The sequence below is a fragment of the Kitasatospora sp. NPDC096204 genome, from assembly GCF_044763205.1.
Taxonomy (GTDB): domain Bacteria; phylum Actinomycetota; class Actinomycetes; order Streptomycetales; family Streptomycetaceae; genus Kitasatospora.
This window is the reverse complement of record NZ_JBIWFT010000028.1, coordinates 26,326-44,258: the sequence shown is the minus strand read 5'-3', so window position 1 is coordinate 44,258 and position 17,933 is coordinate 26,326. Positions and strand designations below refer to the sequence as shown.

At 71.9% G+C, this 17,933-nt stretch carries 12 protein-coding genes; 5 read left to right on the top strand and 7 right to left on the bottom strand.

The genetic code is table 11. The annotated features are described in order from the left end of the window. Positions 1-328: 328 nt before the first annotated feature. Both ACIQ87_RS27255 and ACIQ87_RS27250 read left to right on the top strand, forming a co-directional pair. Positions 329-4,321: a colicin D domain-containing protein gene (locus tag ACIQ87_RS27255; RefSeq protein ID WP_402411202.1), complete on the top strand. Its 3,993-nt coding sequence runs from the start codon at positions 329-331 to the stop codon at positions 4,319-4,321. Beyond that, positions 4,321-4,581, top strand: coding sequence for a colicin immunity domain-containing protein (locus ACIQ87_RS27250; protein ID WP_402411199.1), 261 nt, complete (start codon positions 4,321-4,323; stop codon positions 4,579-4,581). Before ACIQ87_RS27255 ends, ACIQ87_RS27250 begins: the two co-directional genes overlap by 1 nt. Before the next feature lie 277 nt (positions 4,582-4,858). On the opposite strand, the gene ACIQ87_RS27245 is transcribed toward ACIQ87_RS27250, so the two are convergent. The 5 genes from ACIQ87_RS27245 to ACIQ87_RS27225 are packed head-to-tail and all read right to left on the bottom strand — an operon-like array spanning position 4,859 to position 9,976. Next, positions 4,859-5,275 (bottom strand): HPF/RaiA family ribosome-associated protein, encoded by a 417-nt coding sequence (locus tag ACIQ87_RS27245; protein ID WP_402411196.1) that lies wholly within the window; start codon positions 5,273-5,275, stop codon positions 4,859-4,861. 21 nt (positions 5,276-5,296) lie between these two features. Beyond that, complete coding sequence (locus tag ACIQ87_RS27240; RefSeq protein WP_402411193.1) at positions 5,297-6,292, bottom strand: carbamate kinase; 996 nt, start codon at positions 6,290-6,292, stop codon at positions 5,297-5,299. A gap of 2 nt (positions 6,293-6,294) precedes the next feature. After that, on the bottom strand, positions 6,295-7,299 hold the full coding sequence (gene argF / locus ACIQ87_RS27235; protein ID WP_402411191.1) for an ornithine carbamoyltransferase: 1,005 nt from the start codon (positions 7,297-7,299) through the stop codon (positions 6,295-6,297). Between the two features lie 19 nt (positions 7,300-7,318). Next, positions 7,319-8,542, bottom strand: coding sequence for an arginine deiminase (locus ACIQ87_RS27230; RefSeq protein WP_402411189.1), 1,224 nt, complete (start codon positions 8,540-8,542; stop codon positions 7,319-7,321). A gap of 39 nt (positions 8,543-8,581) precedes the next feature. Further along, a complete protein-coding gene (locus ACIQ87_RS27225; RefSeq protein ID WP_402411186.1) occupies positions 8,582-9,976 on the bottom strand; it encodes an APC family permease in 1,395 nt (464 codons plus the stop codon). 379 nt (positions 9,977-10,355) lie between these two features. Here ACIQ87_RS27225 and ACIQ87_RS27220 point away from each other — a divergent pair, with 379 nt between their 5' ends. Next, on the top strand, positions 10,356-11,231 hold the full coding sequence (locus ACIQ87_RS27220) for a universal stress protein (protein WP_402411184.1): 876 nt from the start codon (positions 10,356-10,358) through the stop codon (positions 11,229-11,231). Positions 11,232-11,313: 82 nt separating this feature from the next. Next, complete coding sequence (locus ACIQ87_RS27215) at positions 11,314-11,949, top strand: hypothetical protein (protein WP_402411182.1); 636 nt, start codon at positions 11,314-11,316, stop codon at positions 11,947-11,949. A gap of 345 nt (positions 11,950-12,294) precedes the next feature. Here the strand turns inward: ACIQ87_RS27215 and ACIQ87_RS27210 are convergent, their stop codons facing one another. Beyond that, complete coding sequence (locus ACIQ87_RS27210) at positions 12,295-12,675, bottom strand: ArsR/SmtB family transcription factor (RefSeq protein WP_402411179.1); 381 nt, start codon at positions 12,673-12,675, stop codon at positions 12,295-12,297. A gap of 756 nt (positions 12,676-13,431) precedes the next feature. Between ACIQ87_RS27210 and ACIQ87_RS27205 the strand changes: the two genes are divergently transcribed. Beyond that, positions 13,432-15,825 carry a CAP domain-containing protein gene (locus ACIQ87_RS27205; RefSeq protein ID WP_402411176.1) on the top strand — a complete coding sequence of 798 codons (2,394 nt, stop codon included), beginning with the start codon at positions 13,432-13,434 and terminating at the stop codon, positions 15,823-15,825. Between the two features lie 184 nt (positions 15,826-16,009). Here ACIQ87_RS27205 and ACIQ87_RS27200 read toward each other — a convergent pair whose 3' ends face one another. Beyond that, positions 16,010-17,788 carry a S8 family peptidase gene (locus ACIQ87_RS27200; protein WP_402411380.1) on the bottom strand — a complete coding sequence of 593 codons (1,779 nt, stop codon included), beginning with the start codon at positions 17,786-17,788 and terminating at the stop codon, positions 16,010-16,012. Positions 17,789-17,933 lie beyond the last annotated feature (145 nt).

The window sequence follows — 17,933 nt, the reverse complement described above, 5'->3', positions numbered from 1 at the left end:
GTTTTTTCGAGGGCAAAACCGGACATCATGGCCGGCCACAGTCCCGACAGCCCCACCGGCCACCCGACCCTAATGTATGGTCAGCGACCGCGTCGACATGGATACTTGGGTGTTGCGGAGACTGCCTAGGAATTGCCTAAAGCACTCCGATTGTTCGTGCTGAAAACAGGTCAGGCCTTCGATGAAGGCCTTATTTGTGCTGCCCGCGTCCAATTTCCTTGGTTCTTTTGGAGGGGTTTTCGTGAATTTGCCGGAACTGAGAAGAGCATTCCGAGAGAGGGGGCCGGGCACACGGTGGTTGTGCCGCGGGATCCTGCCGATCGCGTTGATGGTGTCGCTGGTCTCCGCGACGCCGGTGTCGGCGGACACGGATCCTGCGGCTCCCGTGCTGTCCGATCGGGGCCGGGTTCTGCAGGCCTGGAAGGGCGGCGGTCTGGCAGTTCAGGCCGCCGCGGAGGAGGCGCTTGCAGGGGGCGACGACAAGGTCGCGTCGTTCCTCGGCCCGGCGGGCCCCGGCCAGGACAGCGAGTGGGCGAAGGCCGAGGCCAAGGACAACAGCCAGGCGGTTCTCCAGATCGTTGTGACCGGGGGCCCGGCCCTGCGTCGAGCCGCGGCAGCCGCACTCGACAGCCACGACAACGCCGTCGTCGCCGCGTTCCTGACCCAGGGCTTCAAGGCACCGCTGGAGCAGGACCAGCGGGTACTGGTCTCACAGCTCGCCGAGTCCGGCGGCCCGACCACCAAGGCCGCCGCACTCAAGGCGCTGGACGGTTCGATCGAGGACGTCCGCACGTTCCTGAACCACACGCAGGACGTCACGCGCGAGAGCGACCAGCGGGTCCGGGTTTCCCAGGTCGTGGAGACCGGAGGACCGGCCACCAAACAGGCCGGCATGCTGGCCCTGGAAGGGTCGCTCGACGACATCACCGAGTTCCTGGCGGTCGGTCAGCACATCTCCGCGGCCCGGGACCGGGAGTACGCGGACGTCGCCCAGCTCGCCCAGCAGGCCAAGGAGGCCGGCGACCAGGCGGAGCGCGAGAAGAACTCCGCCGTCGAGACCGCCGACCAGGCCGTCACGGGAGCGCGCCTGGCCCGCGAGGAGGCCGAGAAGGCCAGTAACGAGGCCGCGGCCGCACAGGGCGACGCCGTCAAGGCTGCCGCCGCCGCGAAGCGCGCCGCCGAGGCGGGACGCCAGGCCGCGATGGCGGCGAAGGCTGCCATCGCCTCCGCACAGGCTGCCAACACCGCCGCACGTCTGGCCGCGGCCGCCGCGTCGCAAGCCGAATCCGCCGCTGCCGGCGCGGAGAAGGCATCCACCCAGGCGCTGGCCTCGGCGGCCGACGGAAAGGTCAACGAGGAGGCGGCGAAAGCCGCCGAACACGCAGCAGAACGTTCCCTCTACGCCGCCGACGCCGCCGACCGCGCCGCCGGCGCCGCGACCGCGGCGGCGAATGCGGCCCGCGCCGCGGCCGCCGCGGACAGGGACCTCGAAGCCACCAGCCAGGCAGCGGCGGCGGCCAACAACTACGCCAACGCGGCGGGCGCCTACTCGGAGGAGGCCACACAGGCCGCAATCTCCGCCGGTCGGCACGCCGCCGAGGCGACGCGCTCGGCGAACAAGGCCGCCGCCCTCGCCGACCAGGCCTCCGCGGCAGCCCGCGAGGCCGGGGCCGCGGCCCGGTCCGCCGGCACCCACGCAGCGAACGCGGCCGAGGCGGCCCGCAACTCCGCCCTGCACGCCGGGAACGCCGCCACTGCGGCGGAGCGCGCCACCGCGCACGCCGCCAGCGCGACGACGGCCGCCAACACCGCCACGGAGGCGGTGAACAAGGCCGTACAGGTCCACCAGATCGCCCTGGCCGGTGAAAAGGAGGAACGCGAGGCACGCAAGGCCACCGGCATCAACCAGGCCCGGGACCTCAAGGCCGCCTTCGACCTCGGCGTCATCGAAGCCGACAAGGCCAAGACGCAGGCCCTCGCCCTCGACCAGAGTGCCGCCCAGCTCGCCGCCCAGGCATCCCAGCCAGGCGCCGACACCGCCACCGTCGTGGCCAACGGCCGCAAGATGGCCGTCACGGCGCTGAAGACCCGCGGGCCGTGGAGCAAGGCGGCCGCCGAGTACGCCCTCACCGGCTCCGACCAGGCCGTCATCGACTACGTGCGCTCCGCCTGGACGGCCTCCGGCCAGCAGGACGAGATCACCCAAGCCCGACAGCTCGCCCAGGACAGCGAGTTCCCGGCGGTGCGCACCGCCGCCACCACCGTCCTCGCCGGCGGCGACGCCGCCCAGGTCCACACCTTCCTCACCACCGGCCGCCACCAGGCCGCGCTGAGCGAGTACCGGGTCAAGGTCTCCCAGCTCCTGGAGACCGGCGGACCGGGGGTGAATGCCGCCGCGCAGGCAGCGCTGGAGACCAACACCGCCGAGGCCCTGACCGCCTTCCTGACCCGCGGCCAGTACACCGCCAAGGCCAGCGACGACCAGGTCGTGGTCTCCCAGCTCATGGAGTCCGGTGACGGCAGCGGGGAAGAGGTCAAACTCGCCGCGGCCATCGCCATCGAGAGCCCCGGCCCAGCCAAGACGGAATTCCTCACCAGCGGCCGCTACCGGGCCCGCCAGCAGGACGACCTCGCCCGCGCGCACGAGGCGACGGTCGCCAACACCATCGCCTCCGCCTACCAGGTCGCCGCCCTCGCACAGGAGAACGCCGCCGTCGCGGCCAAGGCGGCAGCCGATGCCAACAACGCCAACGCTCAGGCTCAGGAAGCCGCCGCCCAGGCCCAGAAGTCCGCGGACAATGCGGCCCGCTACGCCAGGGACGCCAAGACGTCCGCCGACCAGGCGGACACCTCGGCCGCCCAGGCCAGGACCTCGGCAGCCACCGCGGGCAAGGCCGCCGCCCAGGCCCGGGCCAGCGCCAGTGCCGCACAGGACTCCGCGCTCCGCGCCACGGCCAGTGCCACCGCCGCCCGACAGTCCGCCGACGTCGCCTACGCCGCCGTCACAGCCGCCCGCCAGTCCGCGGAGAACGCGCACGAGTCCGCGGACCGCGCGACCGCGATCGCCATCGAGACGCAGAAGCAGGCCATCGCGGCGGCCCAGGCGGAAAAGGCCCGCGCGGCGCAGGACGAAGAAACGTTCTGGGCCTACACGAAACTCCGTCAGTTCGCGGAGGACAGCGGCATCTCCTGGGAGGACGCACTCAACGGCTACCTGACCTACCAGAAGTACTTCGGCACCAGCGTCAACCCGGCGGACTACGCCAGCTACGACAGCTTCGCCGACATGATGCACACCAAGCTCGACCTCATCGGGCTCGTGCCCGGGCCGGGCGAGGCCGCGGACCTCATCAACTGCCTCTGGACCGGCGGCGAGTACCTGGCCGACTACGCCAGCGGCGTGGACTTCGGCCTGTCCTGCTTCAGCATGATCCCCATCGCCGGCTGGGCCAGTGCCGGGGCCAAACTCATCAAGAAATTCGGCAAGAAGGCCCTCGCCGGGGTCGAGGCCGCCTGGAACTGGATCACCGGCACCAAGAAGGCGGCCAAGGCTGTCACCAAGGCCTGCCGCAACAGCTTTCCCGCAGGCACCCTCGTTCTCATGGGCGACGGCACAACGAAGCCCATCGAACAGATCAGGATCGGCGACACCGTCCAAGCAACCGATCCGCAGACCGGCGAAAGCGGACCACGCCCAGTCGAGGCAACTATCTACACGCCTGACGACCGCGATTTCACCGATCTGACCGTCACCTCGGCGGATGGTGCCGACGGTACCGTCACCGCGACTGACAACCATCCGTTCTGGTCGGAGAATCGGCACACCTGGCAGGACGCTGTTGCACTTGAGCCCGGCGACACCGTACTGACTGCTGCCGGCCAGGCCGCGTCCATCACCACCACCACGCACCGGAAGGCTCTTCAGCCCGCCTACAACCTGACTGTCTCGACCGTTCACACGTACTATGTACTCGCTGGCGCCACGCCACTCCTGGTGCATAATTCCGGCGGCTTTTCCTGCGCCGTCACGATTGACCCCAAGCAGCTAGATAAGAAGTTTAAGCACGCGATAGACTTCGGCATCACGGGCAACAACAACGGAGCGAACAGGAAAGCCTTCGAGGCGGCAATCGGGAAATTTCTGGACGGAGACAACGTGAAGCACGTTTTCATTAGCTACAGGGGCAATCCCGCAAGCGCCTTCTACGACGACAAGACCGGCCTTGCCGTGCTCGCAAACCCGGACGGCAGTTTCCTGAGCGGATGGAAGCTGAGCCCGAGTCAACTGCAGAGCGTAATTCACGATGGGTTTCTTTTCTGATGGACAGCAGAGTTGTTCCATTTGCTGTAGTATCGAGGGCATTCGCGGAGGACAGGATTTCCGCGAGCGAGTTCGAGGCCGTTTTTCTTGCACTGTTCCGCGCCATTGATCCCGGCCTCGACGCAGGGTCGGCAAGGGCCGTGGACAAGCTCTTTTCGGCCGTTGATTCCTACTGCGCGAATCCGAACCTTCGAGATGATTCCGACATAGACGAGATGATGCTCAAGGCCGCATCGGTGGATTTCCTTGAAAATATCTAGGCGGACGCCAGATCATCAATCGTCAATGGCGTGATCTCCGGTAGCGGTTCCTAGCAGCGACCATCAGTGAATGTTCGGGTCCCTGCCGCATCTGTCGGCAGGGACCCGAACGTTTTGACGATCGGCCCGGTCTCCCACGCGGTGATCCACCACGCCCAGGCTCCGGTCGCCGTCGCACGGCCGCTCGCCGCACGTCAACGGCCCGCCACCGTGGCTTCGGTGGCGGGCCGTCGGCGTGCGGACCGGGGAGCGGCCCCGCCGGGCCGGCTCGCGCCGGCTACCGCACGGGGGTGATGACGCCGTAGTGGCCGTCGTACCGGTGGTACAGCACGTTGCCGCGCCCCGCGGCGGCGGGCTGCCCGGCGTGGTGGTGGTGCCGGTGGGCCCGGACCCGGGCGATCCTGGCGTTCAGCCGGTCCTGGAGCAGGTCGACGGCCTCCTGCATGGTGGCGGCGGCGACATGGGCCCGCACCGGACGGCCGTTCAGATCGATCGTGGCCTGGGCGGTCGACGGCCTGGCCACGGCGTGGTTGGGCTCCTGGGTGAGCCTCACCCGGACGGAGAGGACCGGCTCGTCGAGACGTTCGAGTACGGCGAGCAGCTTGGTCCGGGCGTAGTCGGGCGCGGCCAGGGCGACCTCGCCGCGGGTCGTCACCGTGACGGCGGGGGCGGGTCGGGTCTGCGGTCGGTTCATCGTGGTTCCCTTCCTGGTGTGTCAGACCGTGGTGCGCGTTCCCGCGCGGCCGTGGACCGGGGTTCCGGCCGGCAGCGCCGCGGGCCGCGGCCCCGCGACCGTCGGCAGTGCGCGGACGGTGGTGCCGGTGGTGCCGAGGAGCGCGCCGAGGGCGTTGTCGAGGGGGCCGATGGCCGCGAGGCCGCCGGTCCGTTCGACGAATCCGGCGGCGGCGTCGGCCTTGGGCCGCATCGAGCCCTCGGGCAGGTCCAGCGCGCGCAGCCGCTCGGGGGTGGCGGTGACCAGCGGGCCCGGGCGGGTCGTGCCGTAGTGGGTGAACACGTGGGTGACGTCGGTGAGGATCAACAGCGCGTCGGCGCCGAGCTGTTCGGCGAGCAGCGCGGCGGCCAGGTCCTTGTCGACGACGGCCTCGACGCCGCGCACGCGGCCGGTGTGCGGGTCCCGGGTGACCGGGACGCCGCCGCCTCCGGCGGCGATCACCACCGTTCCCGTGGCCAGGAGGGCCTGGACGGCGGGGAGTTCGACGATCGCGGTGGGGTGGGGCGAGGGGACGACCCGGCGCAGGTGCGCGCCGTCCCGCGCGGTGGTCCAGCCGCGCTCGGTCTCCATCGCCCCGGCCTGCTCGTCGGTGAGTTGCCCGCCGATGAACTTGCCCGGGCGCCGGAAGGCGGGATCGTGGGGGTCGACCTCGGTGTGGGTCACCAGTGCGGTCACGGCGCGGCCCGGCAGCCGCTCCATGAGCTCGCGGGCGAGCAGGGTGCCGATCATGCCCTGGGTCTGGGCCCCGAGGACGTCCAGCGGGTACGGCGCGGTGAGCGCCGGGTCGGCCTCGCTCTCCTGGGCGAGCAGGCCGATCTGCGGCCCGTTGCCGTGGGTGATCACCACCTCGTGCCCGGCGGTGACGAGTTCGGCGAGCGATCGGGCGGCGTCGTGGACGTGGTGCTGCTGGACGGCGGCGTCGGGGTGCTCGCCCCGCTGGAGCAGGGCGTTCCCGCCGATGGCGGCGACGATGCGCATGGTCACTTCCTCCCGAGGGTGGCGACGAGGACCGCCTTGATGGTGTGCATGCGGTTCTCGGCCTGGTCGAAGACCAGCGAGGCCGGCGACTCGAAGACCTCGTCGGTGACTTCGAGGCCGTCGAGCCCGTGTTCGGCGGCGAGTTCGGCGCCGAGGTCGGTGCGGCGGTCGTGCAGGGCGGGCAGGCAGTGCAGGAAGGCGGTGTCCGGGTTGCCGGTCGCCGCCATCGTCTTGGCGTTGACCTGGTAGGGCAGCAGCCGGGTGATGCGCTCGGGCCAGCGGGCGTGGTCCTCGCCCATGGACACCCAGACGTCGGTGTAGAGGTAGTCCGCGCCGCGCACGGCCTCGTCGACCTCGTCGGTGAGGGTGATCCGGGCGCCGCTGTCCCGGGCGAGCCGCCGGCACTCGGAGACGAGCAGCGGGTCGGGCCACAGCTCGCGCGGTGCGGCGATCCGCACGTCCATGCCGAGCAGGCTCCCCATCGTGAGCAGGGAGTTGGCGGTGTTGTTGCGGGCGTCGCCGAGGTAGCAGAAGGAGATCTCCTCGACCGGCTTCCCGCTGTGCTCGCGCATGGTGAAGACGTCGCACAGGCTCTGCGTGGGGTGGCACTGGTCGGTGAGGCCGTTGTACACGGGGACGCCGGCGTTCCGGGCGAGTTCGGTGACGACGTCCTGGCCGAAACCGCGGTACTCGATGGCGTCGTACATCCGGCCGAGGACCCGGGCGGTGTCGGCGATGGTCTCCTTGTGGCCGATGTGGGACCCGTCCGGGCCCAGGTAGGTGGTCATGGCGCCCTGGTCGGCCGCCGCGACCTCGAAGGCGCAGCGGGTCCGGGTGGAGTTCTTCTCGAAGATCAGGGCGATCCTGCGGCCGGTCAGCCGGGGCGTTTCGGTGCCCGCCCGCCGGGCGGCCTTCAGCTCGGCGGCGAGGTCGAGGAGGCGGTGGATCTCGGCGGCGGTGAAGTCGAGTTCGCGCAGGTAGTGGCGGCCGGTGAGGTCGGTGGTCATGGGGTTCGCTCCTCGCTGGTCAGTTGACGGCGTCACGCTGGACGGGGCAGCTCATGCAGCGCGGGCCGCCGCGGCCGCGGCCGAGCTCGGAGCCCGCGATGGTGACGATCTCGATGCCCTGCTTGCGCAGGAAGGTGTTGGTGGTGGTGTTGCGCTCGTAGCCGACGACGACGCCGGGTTCGAGCGCGAGGAAGTTGCTGCCGTCGTCCCACTGCTCGCGCTCGGCGGCGCGGGCGTCCTGGTCGGCGGACAGGAAGCGGACCTTGTCCAGGCCCAGGGCCTCGGCGAGCGAGGCGGCGAGGTCGGTGTCGGTCCGTACGTCGAAGCCGGCCGCCCGTTCGGGGGCGGGGGTGAGGGTCCACGAGCGCAGCTGGTGGGCCAGGCCGGGGTAGAGCGTGAAGGTGTCCCGGTCGATCATCGTCATGACGGTGTCCAGGTGCATGAACGCCCGGCTCTCCGGCAGCCGCACGGCGATCAGCCGGTGCGCGGTGTCGGTCAGGAACAGCTGCCGGGCGAGGTTCTCGACCGCCGGTGCGGTGGTGCGCTCTCCCATGCCGACCATGACGACGCCCGGGGCGATCACGTGGACGTCCCCGCCCTCGACGCTGAGTCCCGGCGCCGTGGTGGTGCCGTCGAGCAGCGCGGGCGCGGTCTCGGCGAACAGCGGGTGGAAGCGGTAGATCGTGGCGGTGTGCAGGGTCTCCCGCCGGCGGGCCGGCTTCGCCATCGGGTTGAGGCTGTACCGGGCGCCGATCCAGCAGGAGTTGTCGCGCGGGAAGAGGTGGTTGGGCAGCGGCGGGAGGGCGAAGTCCTGGTCGCCGAGGGTGTTCCACACCAGGCTGTGCGGCTTCTTCAGCGGCAGGTCGTCCTTGAGGACGCCGCCGATCAGGTACTCGGCGAGCGTGGCGCCGTCCAGTTGCTCGCACAGTTCCCGGACCGGGTCGACCAGGGCGGGGCCGACGACGGCCGGGCTGGCCACCCGGTCGAGCAGCCAGGACCGGGCCGACGGCAGGTCGAGGGTCTCGGCGAGCAGGTCGGCGTAGTGGTGCACGCGCACGCCGTGGTCGCGCAGCGCCTGGGCGAAGGCGTCGTGCTCCTCGCGGGCGCGCTTGGCCCACAGGATGTCGTCGAACAGCAGCTCGTCGACGTTGTGCGGGGTCAGCCGGGCCAGCTCCAGGCCCGGTCGGTGCAGGATCACCTGGTGCAGGCGGCCGGCTTCGGAATCGACACGCAGGGTGGACATGGGTGGTGCTCCTCGGGGTTCGGTGCGGACGGCGTGGGGTCAGCGCGGGGTGGCGGTGCCGGTGGGAGGCGCCGCGGCGGGTCGGGTGTGCGGTCGCTTGAGCCAGATGTAGACCGGGATGCCGAGCAGGACGGTGAACAGGCCGTAGTAGACGGTCTGGTAGCCGCTGCCCTGGATCGACCAGTACGAGAAGCCCATCGCCAGGACGGTGACGGTGACGTCCCGGGCGAAGCGGCGCCGGCTCAGCTCCTCCCGGCCCCGGCGGACCAGCCAGTACAGCTGGGCGGCGGCCGAGACCAGGTACGGGATCACGGCGGTGAGCACGCTCAGCAGCACGATCTCGGTGAAGACCTGGGTGAAGCGGGTGTAGCTGATCACGGTGAGCACCGACGCGAGGACCGTCGCCGAGACGATGCCGAAGACGGGCACCTCGCGCCGGGTCCTGGTGAAGGCGGCCGGGAACAGTCCGTCGCGGGCGGCGGCCATGGGCATCTCCGCGCAGATCATCGTCCAGCCGTTGAGCGCTCCGAGCCCGGAGACGATCGCCGCGGCGGCGACCAGGTTCCCGGCCCAGGTGCCGCCCGCGATGCCGTTCATCGCGTCCGTGAACGGCGCGGTGGAGGAGGCGAGTCGGTCGTGCGGGACGGTGCCGAAGACGGCCAGGGTGCCGAGCAGGTAGATCGCCGCGCAGGCCAGGGTCCCGTACACGGTGGCCCGGGGCACGTTGCGCTTCGGGTCCCGCACCCGCCCGGCCGCCACCGAGGCGGTCTCCAGGCCGATGTAGCTGAACAGCGCGATCGCCCCGGCCGCCGAGACCGCGCCCAGGGCCGAGCCGCCGCCGGCGTTGAAGGCCCCGAAGTTGCCGGACTTCACGAACAGCAGGCCGGCCGTGGCCATGAACGCCAGCGGCAGGAACTTCAGCACCGTGGTGACCACCTGGAACGCCCCGATGCTGCGCACACCGGCCAGGTTCACGATCGCCGGCAGCCACAGGCCCGCCAACGCGATCGCGACCGAGGCCCCGGTGTGGTGGCCCTTGTTGACGAACACCTCGACGTAGCCGACCCAGGCCACCGCGATGGCCGCGTTCCCGGCCCAGGCGGTGATCCAGTACGACCAGGCGGTCAGGAAGCCCGCGAACTCACCGAACGCCTCACGGGCGTAGACGTACGGTCCGCCGCTGCCCGGCACCCGCTCCGACAGCCGCCCGAAGGTCACCGCCAGCGCCAGCGCCCCGACGGTCACCAGCACGAACGCCACCAGCGCGACCGGCCCGTACGGCGCGAGCGCCAACGGCAGCGCGAACACGCCGGTGCCGATGATGCTGCCGACCACCAGCGCCGTCGCGGCGGGCAGCCCGAAGGACGCGCTGCGCCCCCGTGGGCCCTCCTCCGACGTGTCCACCGGTGGTCTCCCGCTGTCGTGTACGGACATCACAGGCTCCTTCGCGAGGTGCTGAACCGTGCGGACGGGCCCCGGTCCGCGCCGTTGCCCGTCGCGGAAATCCTCGATCCCGCGAGCGGCGCGCCCCATGGGCCAACGGTCCCGTCACCCGCGTCCGGCGGTCCCTGACTCCCCCGCCGGCGGTCCCTGTTCCCCCGCCCGATGGTCCTGGCAGCACCGGGCCGCGCACCGGCGTACCGGCGCCCGGCGTACGGCGTACGGCGCCTGACGCACCGCCGGGCCCCCTCGGGACCACCGGCCCAACGGCGGGTTCCGTCCGGCCCTGGGCTCCCCACGAGGCCCGGCGGGAGATTGGTGCCACCGGGCGGCGCTCGCGCCCGGCCCACGACCCGATCCCGAGGGAGCACTTGTGACGACGCGACACGTCCTGGCCGGACTCGACGGCTCACCGCGGAGCGAGAGCGCCGCCATGTGGGCGGCCGCGGAGGCCCGGCGGCTCGGGGCGCCCCTGCGCCTCCTGCACGTCTGGCCCTGGCTGAGCGGCGAGAACCTGGACCGGGCCGAGCCCGGGGACCTACGGCCCGCCGCACTCGACGCCCTCGCCCGGGTCGCCGACCGGATCCGCCTCGCCCACCCGGACCTCACGGTGGAGACCGCGGTGAGGCCCGACGACCCGGTGGACGGGCTGGTCGCCGAAGCGCGGGAGCAGGAACTGCTGGTGCTCGGCTCCCGCGGCCTCGGGGGTTTCGCCGGCCTGCTGGTCGGCTCCGTCTCCCTCGCCGTGGCCGCGCGCGCGACCGTTCCGACCGTCCTCGTCCGCGAGACGGCGCCCGTCCCCGACGGGGACACCGCGCCCCCCGGCGAGGTCGTGGTCGGGCTCGACTCCGGCGAGCCCGCGGAGGCCGTCCTCGCCTTCGCCTTCGCGCAGGCGCGACGCCGCGGCGCCGCACTGCGCGCCGTCCACGGCTGGGAACCGCTCCCCGCCTGGGCGTACGCCGGCATGATGCCGCCGCCGGTGGACGTCCCCGGGCAGGAGCGCACGGAGGCGGCCCTGCTCGCAGAGCACCTCGCGGAGCACCGCGGGAGGTACCCGGACGTGCCGGTCGTCGAGGACGTCCGGCTCGGCGGCGGGACGAGGGCCGTCCTGGACGCGGCCGCCGGCGCCGAGCTGGTCGTGGTCGGCCGGCGCGAGCGCCGTCATCACCTCGGCATGCTGCTCGGCCCCGTCGCCCACGCGGTGCTCCACCACTCCACCACCCCGGTGGCAGTGGTCCCCCATCCGTGAGACCGGGCCGCAACCGCCGCCGTCCGCCCGGCAGTCGGAGAACCCGCCGCTTCCACCGGGCTGTTGGAGAAGGAGCACCCACATGACCGCCGTTCCCGACCCCGCCGGACGGGTCCCGCGCCTGCGCACCCACCTGCGGCAGGCGTTCCGGCGGGACGGCAACCCGCTGGTCCGCCCGATCGACCGCGCACGCAGCCGGGCCCTGCTGTCGGCCGCACTCGGCATCGTGCTGGCCCTGCCCTGCTGCGCCGCCGCGGCGACGGCCGGCTTCGTCTCGCTCCGGCACCGGGACTCCGTGACGGCCACCGGTCCGCACGACGTCCAGGCGGTCGCACTCACGCCGGCACACCGGCTGGTCGGGGCCGGCACCGGAAGGGCGCGGTACGAGGCCGACGCCGCGTGGACCTCCCCCGACGGCCGCGGTGCCACCGGAACCGTCGCCGTTCCCGGCGGCACCGTCCCCGGTTCGACGGTCGGGATCCGGGTGGACGACGCCGGCCTGCCCGTCTCCGCCCCTCCCGGTGCGGTCCGTACCGCCGCCGAAGCGGCCTGCCTCGGGCTCCTCGCCTTCGGCGGCCTCGCCGCCCTCGTCATCGCCGCCCTCGGCGTCCGGCTGACGGCCCTCGACCACCGGGCCGACCGGGCCTGGCAGCACTCCTGGGGGCTCCTCGAACCCCTCTGGAGCGGCCGCACCCCCCGCGACGACCGGACGGGCTGACACCACCGACCGCGTCCCGGAGGACCACACCGGCGACACCGACGGCCCGGCACCGCGACACGGGCGGCAGCACGCCCGAACGGCCCGTCAGCATCGCCCGTGCGCGGATGGGGCCCGTCCGGCCCTACCTGGGCCGGACGTGGAGGCGACGGCCGGTGGTGGCGGCGTCGGCGAGGAGTGTCCTGAGGTCCGGGAGGCCGACGGTCCGCGCTGTGGTCGGGTTGTCGCCCTCGGGCTTGCGCGCCCCGAGCGCGCCGCCCCGGTCGACTTCACGGGACCGCGGGGACGTGCACCGGGGCAACGCGGCGCACCCGACCGGCGGGGCGGGTCGGTACGCGTCCCGGGTCAGTCGCGGGCGGGGCCCTCGGGCTGGGAGAGCAGGCCGTCGAGGAGTTCGACCTGTCCGCTGATGACACCACCGAGGATGACCCGGGCGACCCGCAGGAGCTCGGCGACCTGGGGGTTGGTCAGGCGGTAGTAGACGGTCGAGCCTTCCCGGCGGGCGATGACGAGGTTGGAGCGGCGCAGGACGGCGAGCTGCTGGGACAGGTGCGAGGCCTCGACGCCGACTTCGGGGAGCATCTCGGCGACCGCGTACTCGCGCTCGCTCAGCAGTTCCAGGACGCGGATGCGCACGGGGTGCCCGAGGGTCTTGAAGAACTCCGCCTTCAGCTGGTACAGGGGCGCGCCGACCACGGGAGGCGGGGTGGGTGTTTCGGCGTTCACGTCGTCACCGTCTCCGTCGGGTGGGCCATCGTCAAGGAGTTGACCTTAGCAACCGGCCGGACGGGCTCGCCCGCCGGACGGGCGTCGAGCGCGTGGTCGCGCTCGCCGCCGTCCCCAGGCACAACTCCGGGGACGGCGGCGAGCGCTCATGCACCCCGCGCGACCAGCGGGGCCGGACAGGAACCAGGGATGCCCGCAGCACCCGCACGGGCCGCGCCCACCCGGCACACGGCGGCACACCACCACTGCCGGCACCGGGTACGGAGCGGACGTGGCCGCCGTGCGGCTCTGCGGTGAGATACGCACTCCTCTTCCTGACCATGCATGCAATTGACAATCTTATCAACTGCTAAGGTCATCATGTGCAGCGGTCCACCGGAAGCGGGCCGCGGCAACGAGGCCGCCCCGGAACCGACGCCGGGGCGGCCTCCGTCCGGGCGGGAACCGGCCACGTCTCCAGGGCCCTACCTCGACGTCCGCAGGACGGGGAACGCGCAAGTTGCGATCACCCACACGGGGTAACAGGCTGAAAGCGGAAACAGGACGGGTGTCGAACCCCAGCCGTGCCCGTCCCCCAGCCGTGCCCGTCACACACGGTGCGGGCCGGGGCCGGGGATGCGACCGCGAACGGCTCGTCCCGGGTTCGCGCCGCCGTTCGACACCGCCGTTCGACACCGAGCCAGGCTCGGCCGCCACCCCGCGCCGACGCCCCCGTACCGGGGCCGGTGCCGCATCGGATGCGGATGAGGTTTTCCCATGCCCACACCCACACCCTTCACCCTGCGCGGCCTTCGTCGAGGTCGTCTGCCGCACTCCTTCCGGGCGGGCGCGCCGGCCGCGGCGCTCCCCGGGGTCGTCACGGAGTACGCCCTGTCCACCCCGGGCAGCTCCTCCTACCCCTGGGACCTGGCGGTCGGGCCGGACGGCAATCTGTGGTTCACCGAGTACGACAGGGGGTTGGTCGGGCGGATCACCCCGGGTGGGGCGGTCACCGAGTATCCCCTGCCCACTCCGGACGGCGGGCCGACCGGGATCACGGCCGGCCCGGACGGGAACCTGTGGTTCACCGAGTACGACAGCGGCATGATCGGACGGATCACCCCGGCCGGTGCCGTCACCGAGTACCGCGTCCCCAGCCCGAACAGCTTCCCGTGGGGCATCACGGCCGGCCCGGACGGCAACGTGTGGTTCACCGAGTACAACAACGGTGTGATCGGGCAGATCACCCCGGCCGGTGCCGTCACCGAGTACCCGCTGACCGACGCGGGCAGCGGGCCAACGGGGATCACGGCCGGGCCGGACGGGAGCCTGTGGTTCGTCGAGTCCACCGGCAACCGGATCGGACGGATCACCCCGAGCGGGACCATCACGGAACACCCGGTCCCCACCTCGGACAGCTCCCCGTGGGACATCACGGCCGGTCCGGACGGCAACCTGTGGTTCGTCGAGGGCGGCGGCAACCGGATCGGACGGATCACCCTGGGCGGGGACATCGCCGAGCACCCCGTGCTCACGGCGGGCAGCCAGCCCTCCGGGATCGTGGCGGGGCCGGACGGGAACCTGTGGTTCACCGAGTACCTCGGCGGCAGGATCGGGCAGATCACTCCGGACGGGTCCGTCACCGAATTCCACCTGCCCCCCGCGGACAGCGGGCCGACCGGGATCGTCGTGGGGCCGGACGGCAACCTGTGGTTCAGCGAGTACGACAACGGTGTGATCGGGCAGATCACCCCGAACGGGTCCATCGCCGAGTACCCCTTGCCCGTGCAGAACAGCCATCCGCTCGGGATCGCGGCCGGGCCGGACGGCAACGTGTGGTTCACCGAGTCCACCGGCAGCCGGATCGGGCGGATCACTCCGACGGGATCCGTCACGGAGTACCCGCTGCCCACCCCGGTCAGCCTCCCGTTCGGCATCACCGCCGGGCCCGACGGCAACCTGTGGTTCACCGAGTACTTCGGCGGTGCCGTCGGACGGATCGCTCCGGCCGGGGGCGTCGCCGAATTCCGCGCGCCCCACTCGAATGCCTTCCCGTTCGGCGTCACGGCCGGGCCCGACGGCAACCTGTGGTTCACCGACTACTGGAACGGTGCGATCGGGCGGATCACCCCGGCCGGGGACATCACCGGGTTCACCCTGCCCACCAAGGGCGCTCGCCCGCTGGGGATCGTGGCGGGACCGGGCGGGAACCTCTGGTTCACCGACTACTGGAACGGCACGATCGGGCAGATCACCCCGACGGGATCCGTCACCGAATACTCCCTGCCGACCCCCGACAGCGGGCCGACCGGCATCGCGGCCGCCCCGGACGGAACCCTGTGGTTCACCGAGTCCAGGGCCGACCGGATCGGGCGGATCACATCGAAGGGATCCGTCACCGAACACCCGTTGCCCAACCCGGACAGTTCCCCGTACGCCATCGCGTTCGGCTCCGACGGAAACATGTGGTTCACCGAGTCCACGGGCAACCGGATCGGGCGCATCACGTCGACGGGATCCGTCACCGAGTACCCGCTGCCCACCGCGGACGGCCACCCGTACGCCATCGCGTCCGGACCGGACGGGAACCTGTGGTTCACCGAGTACGTCAGCGGCATGATCGGACAGATCACCTCGGGCGCCGGCCCCGCGCCGAATCCGCTGGAGCAGGAGCTCTTCGACCTGGTCAACCAGGCACGGACGCACCCGGAGTCGTACCCGCTCCTCGAACCGGACCCGCAGGGAGAGGCGAAGATGAGCGCCTGCCCCAGCCCCTTCCGGTTCTCCCCACAGCTCAGGACCACCGCGTACGACCACAGCAGTTACCTGTCCACCGTTCCCAGCGCCGAGGTCCAGCTGGACACGAACATGCATCGAGGGCCCGACGGGAAACTGGTGTGGGACACCGGCGAACCCATGGACCTCGCGGGCTACCACACCTACCGCGGGGAGAACGTCTACTTCCAGCAGGGGCAGCCCGAGCCCGCCCCCGATCCCGCTCAGGCCCTGGAGTACTGGATGCAGCGGGACTCGACATGGCACTGGGCGCACCGCAACCTCATCCTCAACTGCGCGGCCCTGGAAGCCGGCGTGGGCTACTACCACCAGGCCCGGCCGCCGGGCAGCACCGAGTTCCAGCACTACTGGACGCTGGACGTGGGGACGCGCTGATCCGACGCGGCGTCGCCGGGTACGCCACCGCGGTGGCAGCCGGCGTCCCGCGCGCTGCCGGCTCACGAGACCGGCCGCCCGACGCGGTCTTGGCGTCGGGCGGCCGGGTGGAACGGGGAGGTCAGCAGGTCCAGACGGTTCAGAAAGTCCGGACGGTTCAGCAGGTTCAGACGGTTCAGCAGATTCAGAAGGTGAGGTTCCAGGCGTCGATCGTGCCGGTGTCGCCGGCGGCGCCGTCCTTCACCCGGAGCTTCCAGGTGCCGTTCGCCGCGCTCGCGGCGGCGTTGACGGTGTAGGTCTTGGCGACGTTGTCGGTGCTGTCGCTGTCGGCGAAGTCCTCCAGGAGGTACACCGTGCCGTTCGGGGCGACGAGGGAGAGGACGAGGTCACCGCGGTAGGTGTGCTTGACGTCCACGCCGACCTTGAGCGTCGAGGGCGCGTTGCCGGTGACGCCGGTGACGGTGATCGGGCTCTCCACCGTGGTGTTGTCGGGGATCGCCACGTCGGCGGTGTTCTCGAAGTACTTGCCGGTGGGCGGGGTGGCGCCGCCGACGGCCTTCAGCGCGTCGACCTGGCCCTCGCCGAAGAAGCCGTTGTTGGCGGTGGTGCCGGTGCAGCGGCTGTCGGAGGCGGGGCAGGCCAGGTCGTTGGCCTGGCTCGCGAGGCGGGCCCGGATGTCGGCCGGGGTGAGCGTCGGGTCGGCGCTCGCGATCAGCGCGGCGACGCCGGTGACGTGCGGGGAGGCCATCGAGGTGCCGCTCTTGGTGCCGTACTTGCCGCCGGGCAGGGTCGAGTAGACGCCGGTGGCGCCGTCGCCGCCGGGCGCCGCGACGTCGATGACGCCCCGGCCGAAGTTGGAGTAGGAGGCCTTGCCGCTGCCGCTGCCCGTGGCAGCGACGGTCACCACGCCGGGGAGTTCGGTGGGGATGTCGAGGCAGGCGTTGCTGATGGTCCGGGTGGTCGGGGTGGAGTCGTTCGGACTCGCGGAGTCGGTGGTCTTGTTGGCCAGGTCGTAGTTGGAGTTGCCGGCCGCCGCGACCTGCAGCGAGCCCTTGCCCTCGGCGTACTCCTGGGCGCGCTTGACGCCCTCGATGAGGGCCGCCTGGTCGAGGTCGTTCGGGCAGTTGAACTGCCACGGGTCGGTGTAGTAGCTGTTGTTGGTGACCTTGAAGCCGTGGTCACCGGCCCAGACGAAGCCGCAGACGGTGTTCTCGGCGTAGAAGAGGGTGCTGGTCGGCTCGGCGATCCGGACCGAGGCGATCTTCACGCCCGGCGCGACGCCGATGACGCCCTTGCCGTTCTTCGCGGCCGCGATGGTGCCCGCGACGTGGGTGCCGTGGGTGTCCACGTCACGCCAGGCGCCGCTGCGGGTGTCGGGCTTGCCGTAGGCGCAGGAGACCGAGTCGGCGGCGTCGAAGTTCGGCGCGAGGTCCTGGTGCTGGTCGTCCACACCGGTGTCGAGCACGCCGACCTTGACGGACGACGAGCCGGTGGTGACGTTCCAGGCCTGGTCGGCCTTGATCTGGGTCATGTCCCAGCGGTTGGACTCGGTGAGCGTGGTGGCCGCCTGGGCGGGGTTGGCGGGCAGGGCCGGGCTGTAGGCGTCGGCCGGCACGTCGGAGGTGCGGGTCGCGCCGACCTGCTGGATTCCGGTGACGCTCCGCAGCGCGGCGGCGAAGCCGGTGCTGGTGGAGTGGGCGACGACGACGCCGATCTGGTCGTAACTCGCGAAGACCGTACCGCCCTTGGCCGCGACGGCGGCCTTGGCGGCGGCGACGTCGGCCGGGGCGCTGATCACCAGGTAGGCGCGGGTGCCGGCGGCCCAGCCGGCCGCGGTGCCCGCGACGGCGGGGGCCTGGGCGGCGGGTGCCTGGGCGGCGGGCGCGGAGACGGCGCCGGGGACGGTGGGGGTGGTGGTCGCGGTGGCGGCGGTCGCGAACGCGGTGGGGGTGGCGAGCGCCATGGCGGAGAGAACGGCGAGGGCCGCGGCCGGGCGGCCGAGCCGCCGGGATATCAGGGGTGACACGTGTCCTCCGATTCGGCCCGTGCGTGAGGGGGATGGGGATCGCACGGGAATTGAAGGAAACATGCCAGATTGAACAGGACTT

Excerpts from the sequence above, each read along its gene's own strand:
- ACIQ87_RS27255 (WP_402411202.1), top strand. The coding sequence starts at position 329 with ATGGTGTCGCTGGTCTCCGCGACGCCGGTGTCGGCGGACACGGATCCT.
- ACIQ87_RS27250 (WP_402411199.1), top strand. The coding sequence starts at position 4,321 with ATGGACAGCAGAGTTGTTCCATTTGCTGTAGTATCGAGGGCATTCGCG.
- ACIQ87_RS27245 (WP_402411196.1), bottom strand. The coding sequence starts at position 5,275 with ATGAACCGACCGCAGACCCGACCCGCCCCCGCCGTCACGGTGACGACC.
- ACIQ87_RS27240 (WP_402411193.1), bottom strand. The coding sequence starts at position 6,292 with ATGCGCATCGTCGCCGCCATCGGCGGGAACGCCCTGCTCCAGCGGGGC.
- argF (WP_402411191.1), bottom strand. The coding sequence starts at position 7,299 with ATGACCACCGACCTCACCGGCCGCCACTACCTGCGCGAACTCGACTTC.
- ACIQ87_RS27230 (WP_402411189.1), bottom strand. The coding sequence starts at position 8,542 with ATGTCCACCCTGCGTGTCGATTCCGAAGCCGGCCGCCTGCACCAGGTG.
- ACIQ87_RS27225 (WP_402411186.1), bottom strand. The coding sequence starts at position 9,976 with ATGTCCGTACACGACAGCGGGAGACCACCGGTGGACACGTCGGAGGAG.
- ACIQ87_RS27215 (WP_402411182.1), top strand. The coding sequence starts at position 11,314 with ATGACCGCCGTTCCCGACCCCGCCGGACGGGTCCCGCGCCTGCGCACC.
- ACIQ87_RS27205 (WP_402411176.1), top strand. The coding sequence starts at position 13,432 with ATGCCCACACCCACACCCTTCACCCTGCGCGGCCTTCGTCGAGGTCGT.
- ACIQ87_RS27200 (WP_402411380.1), bottom strand. The coding sequence starts at position 17,788 with ATGGCGCTCGCCACCCCCACCGCGTTCGCGACCGCCGCCACCGCGACC.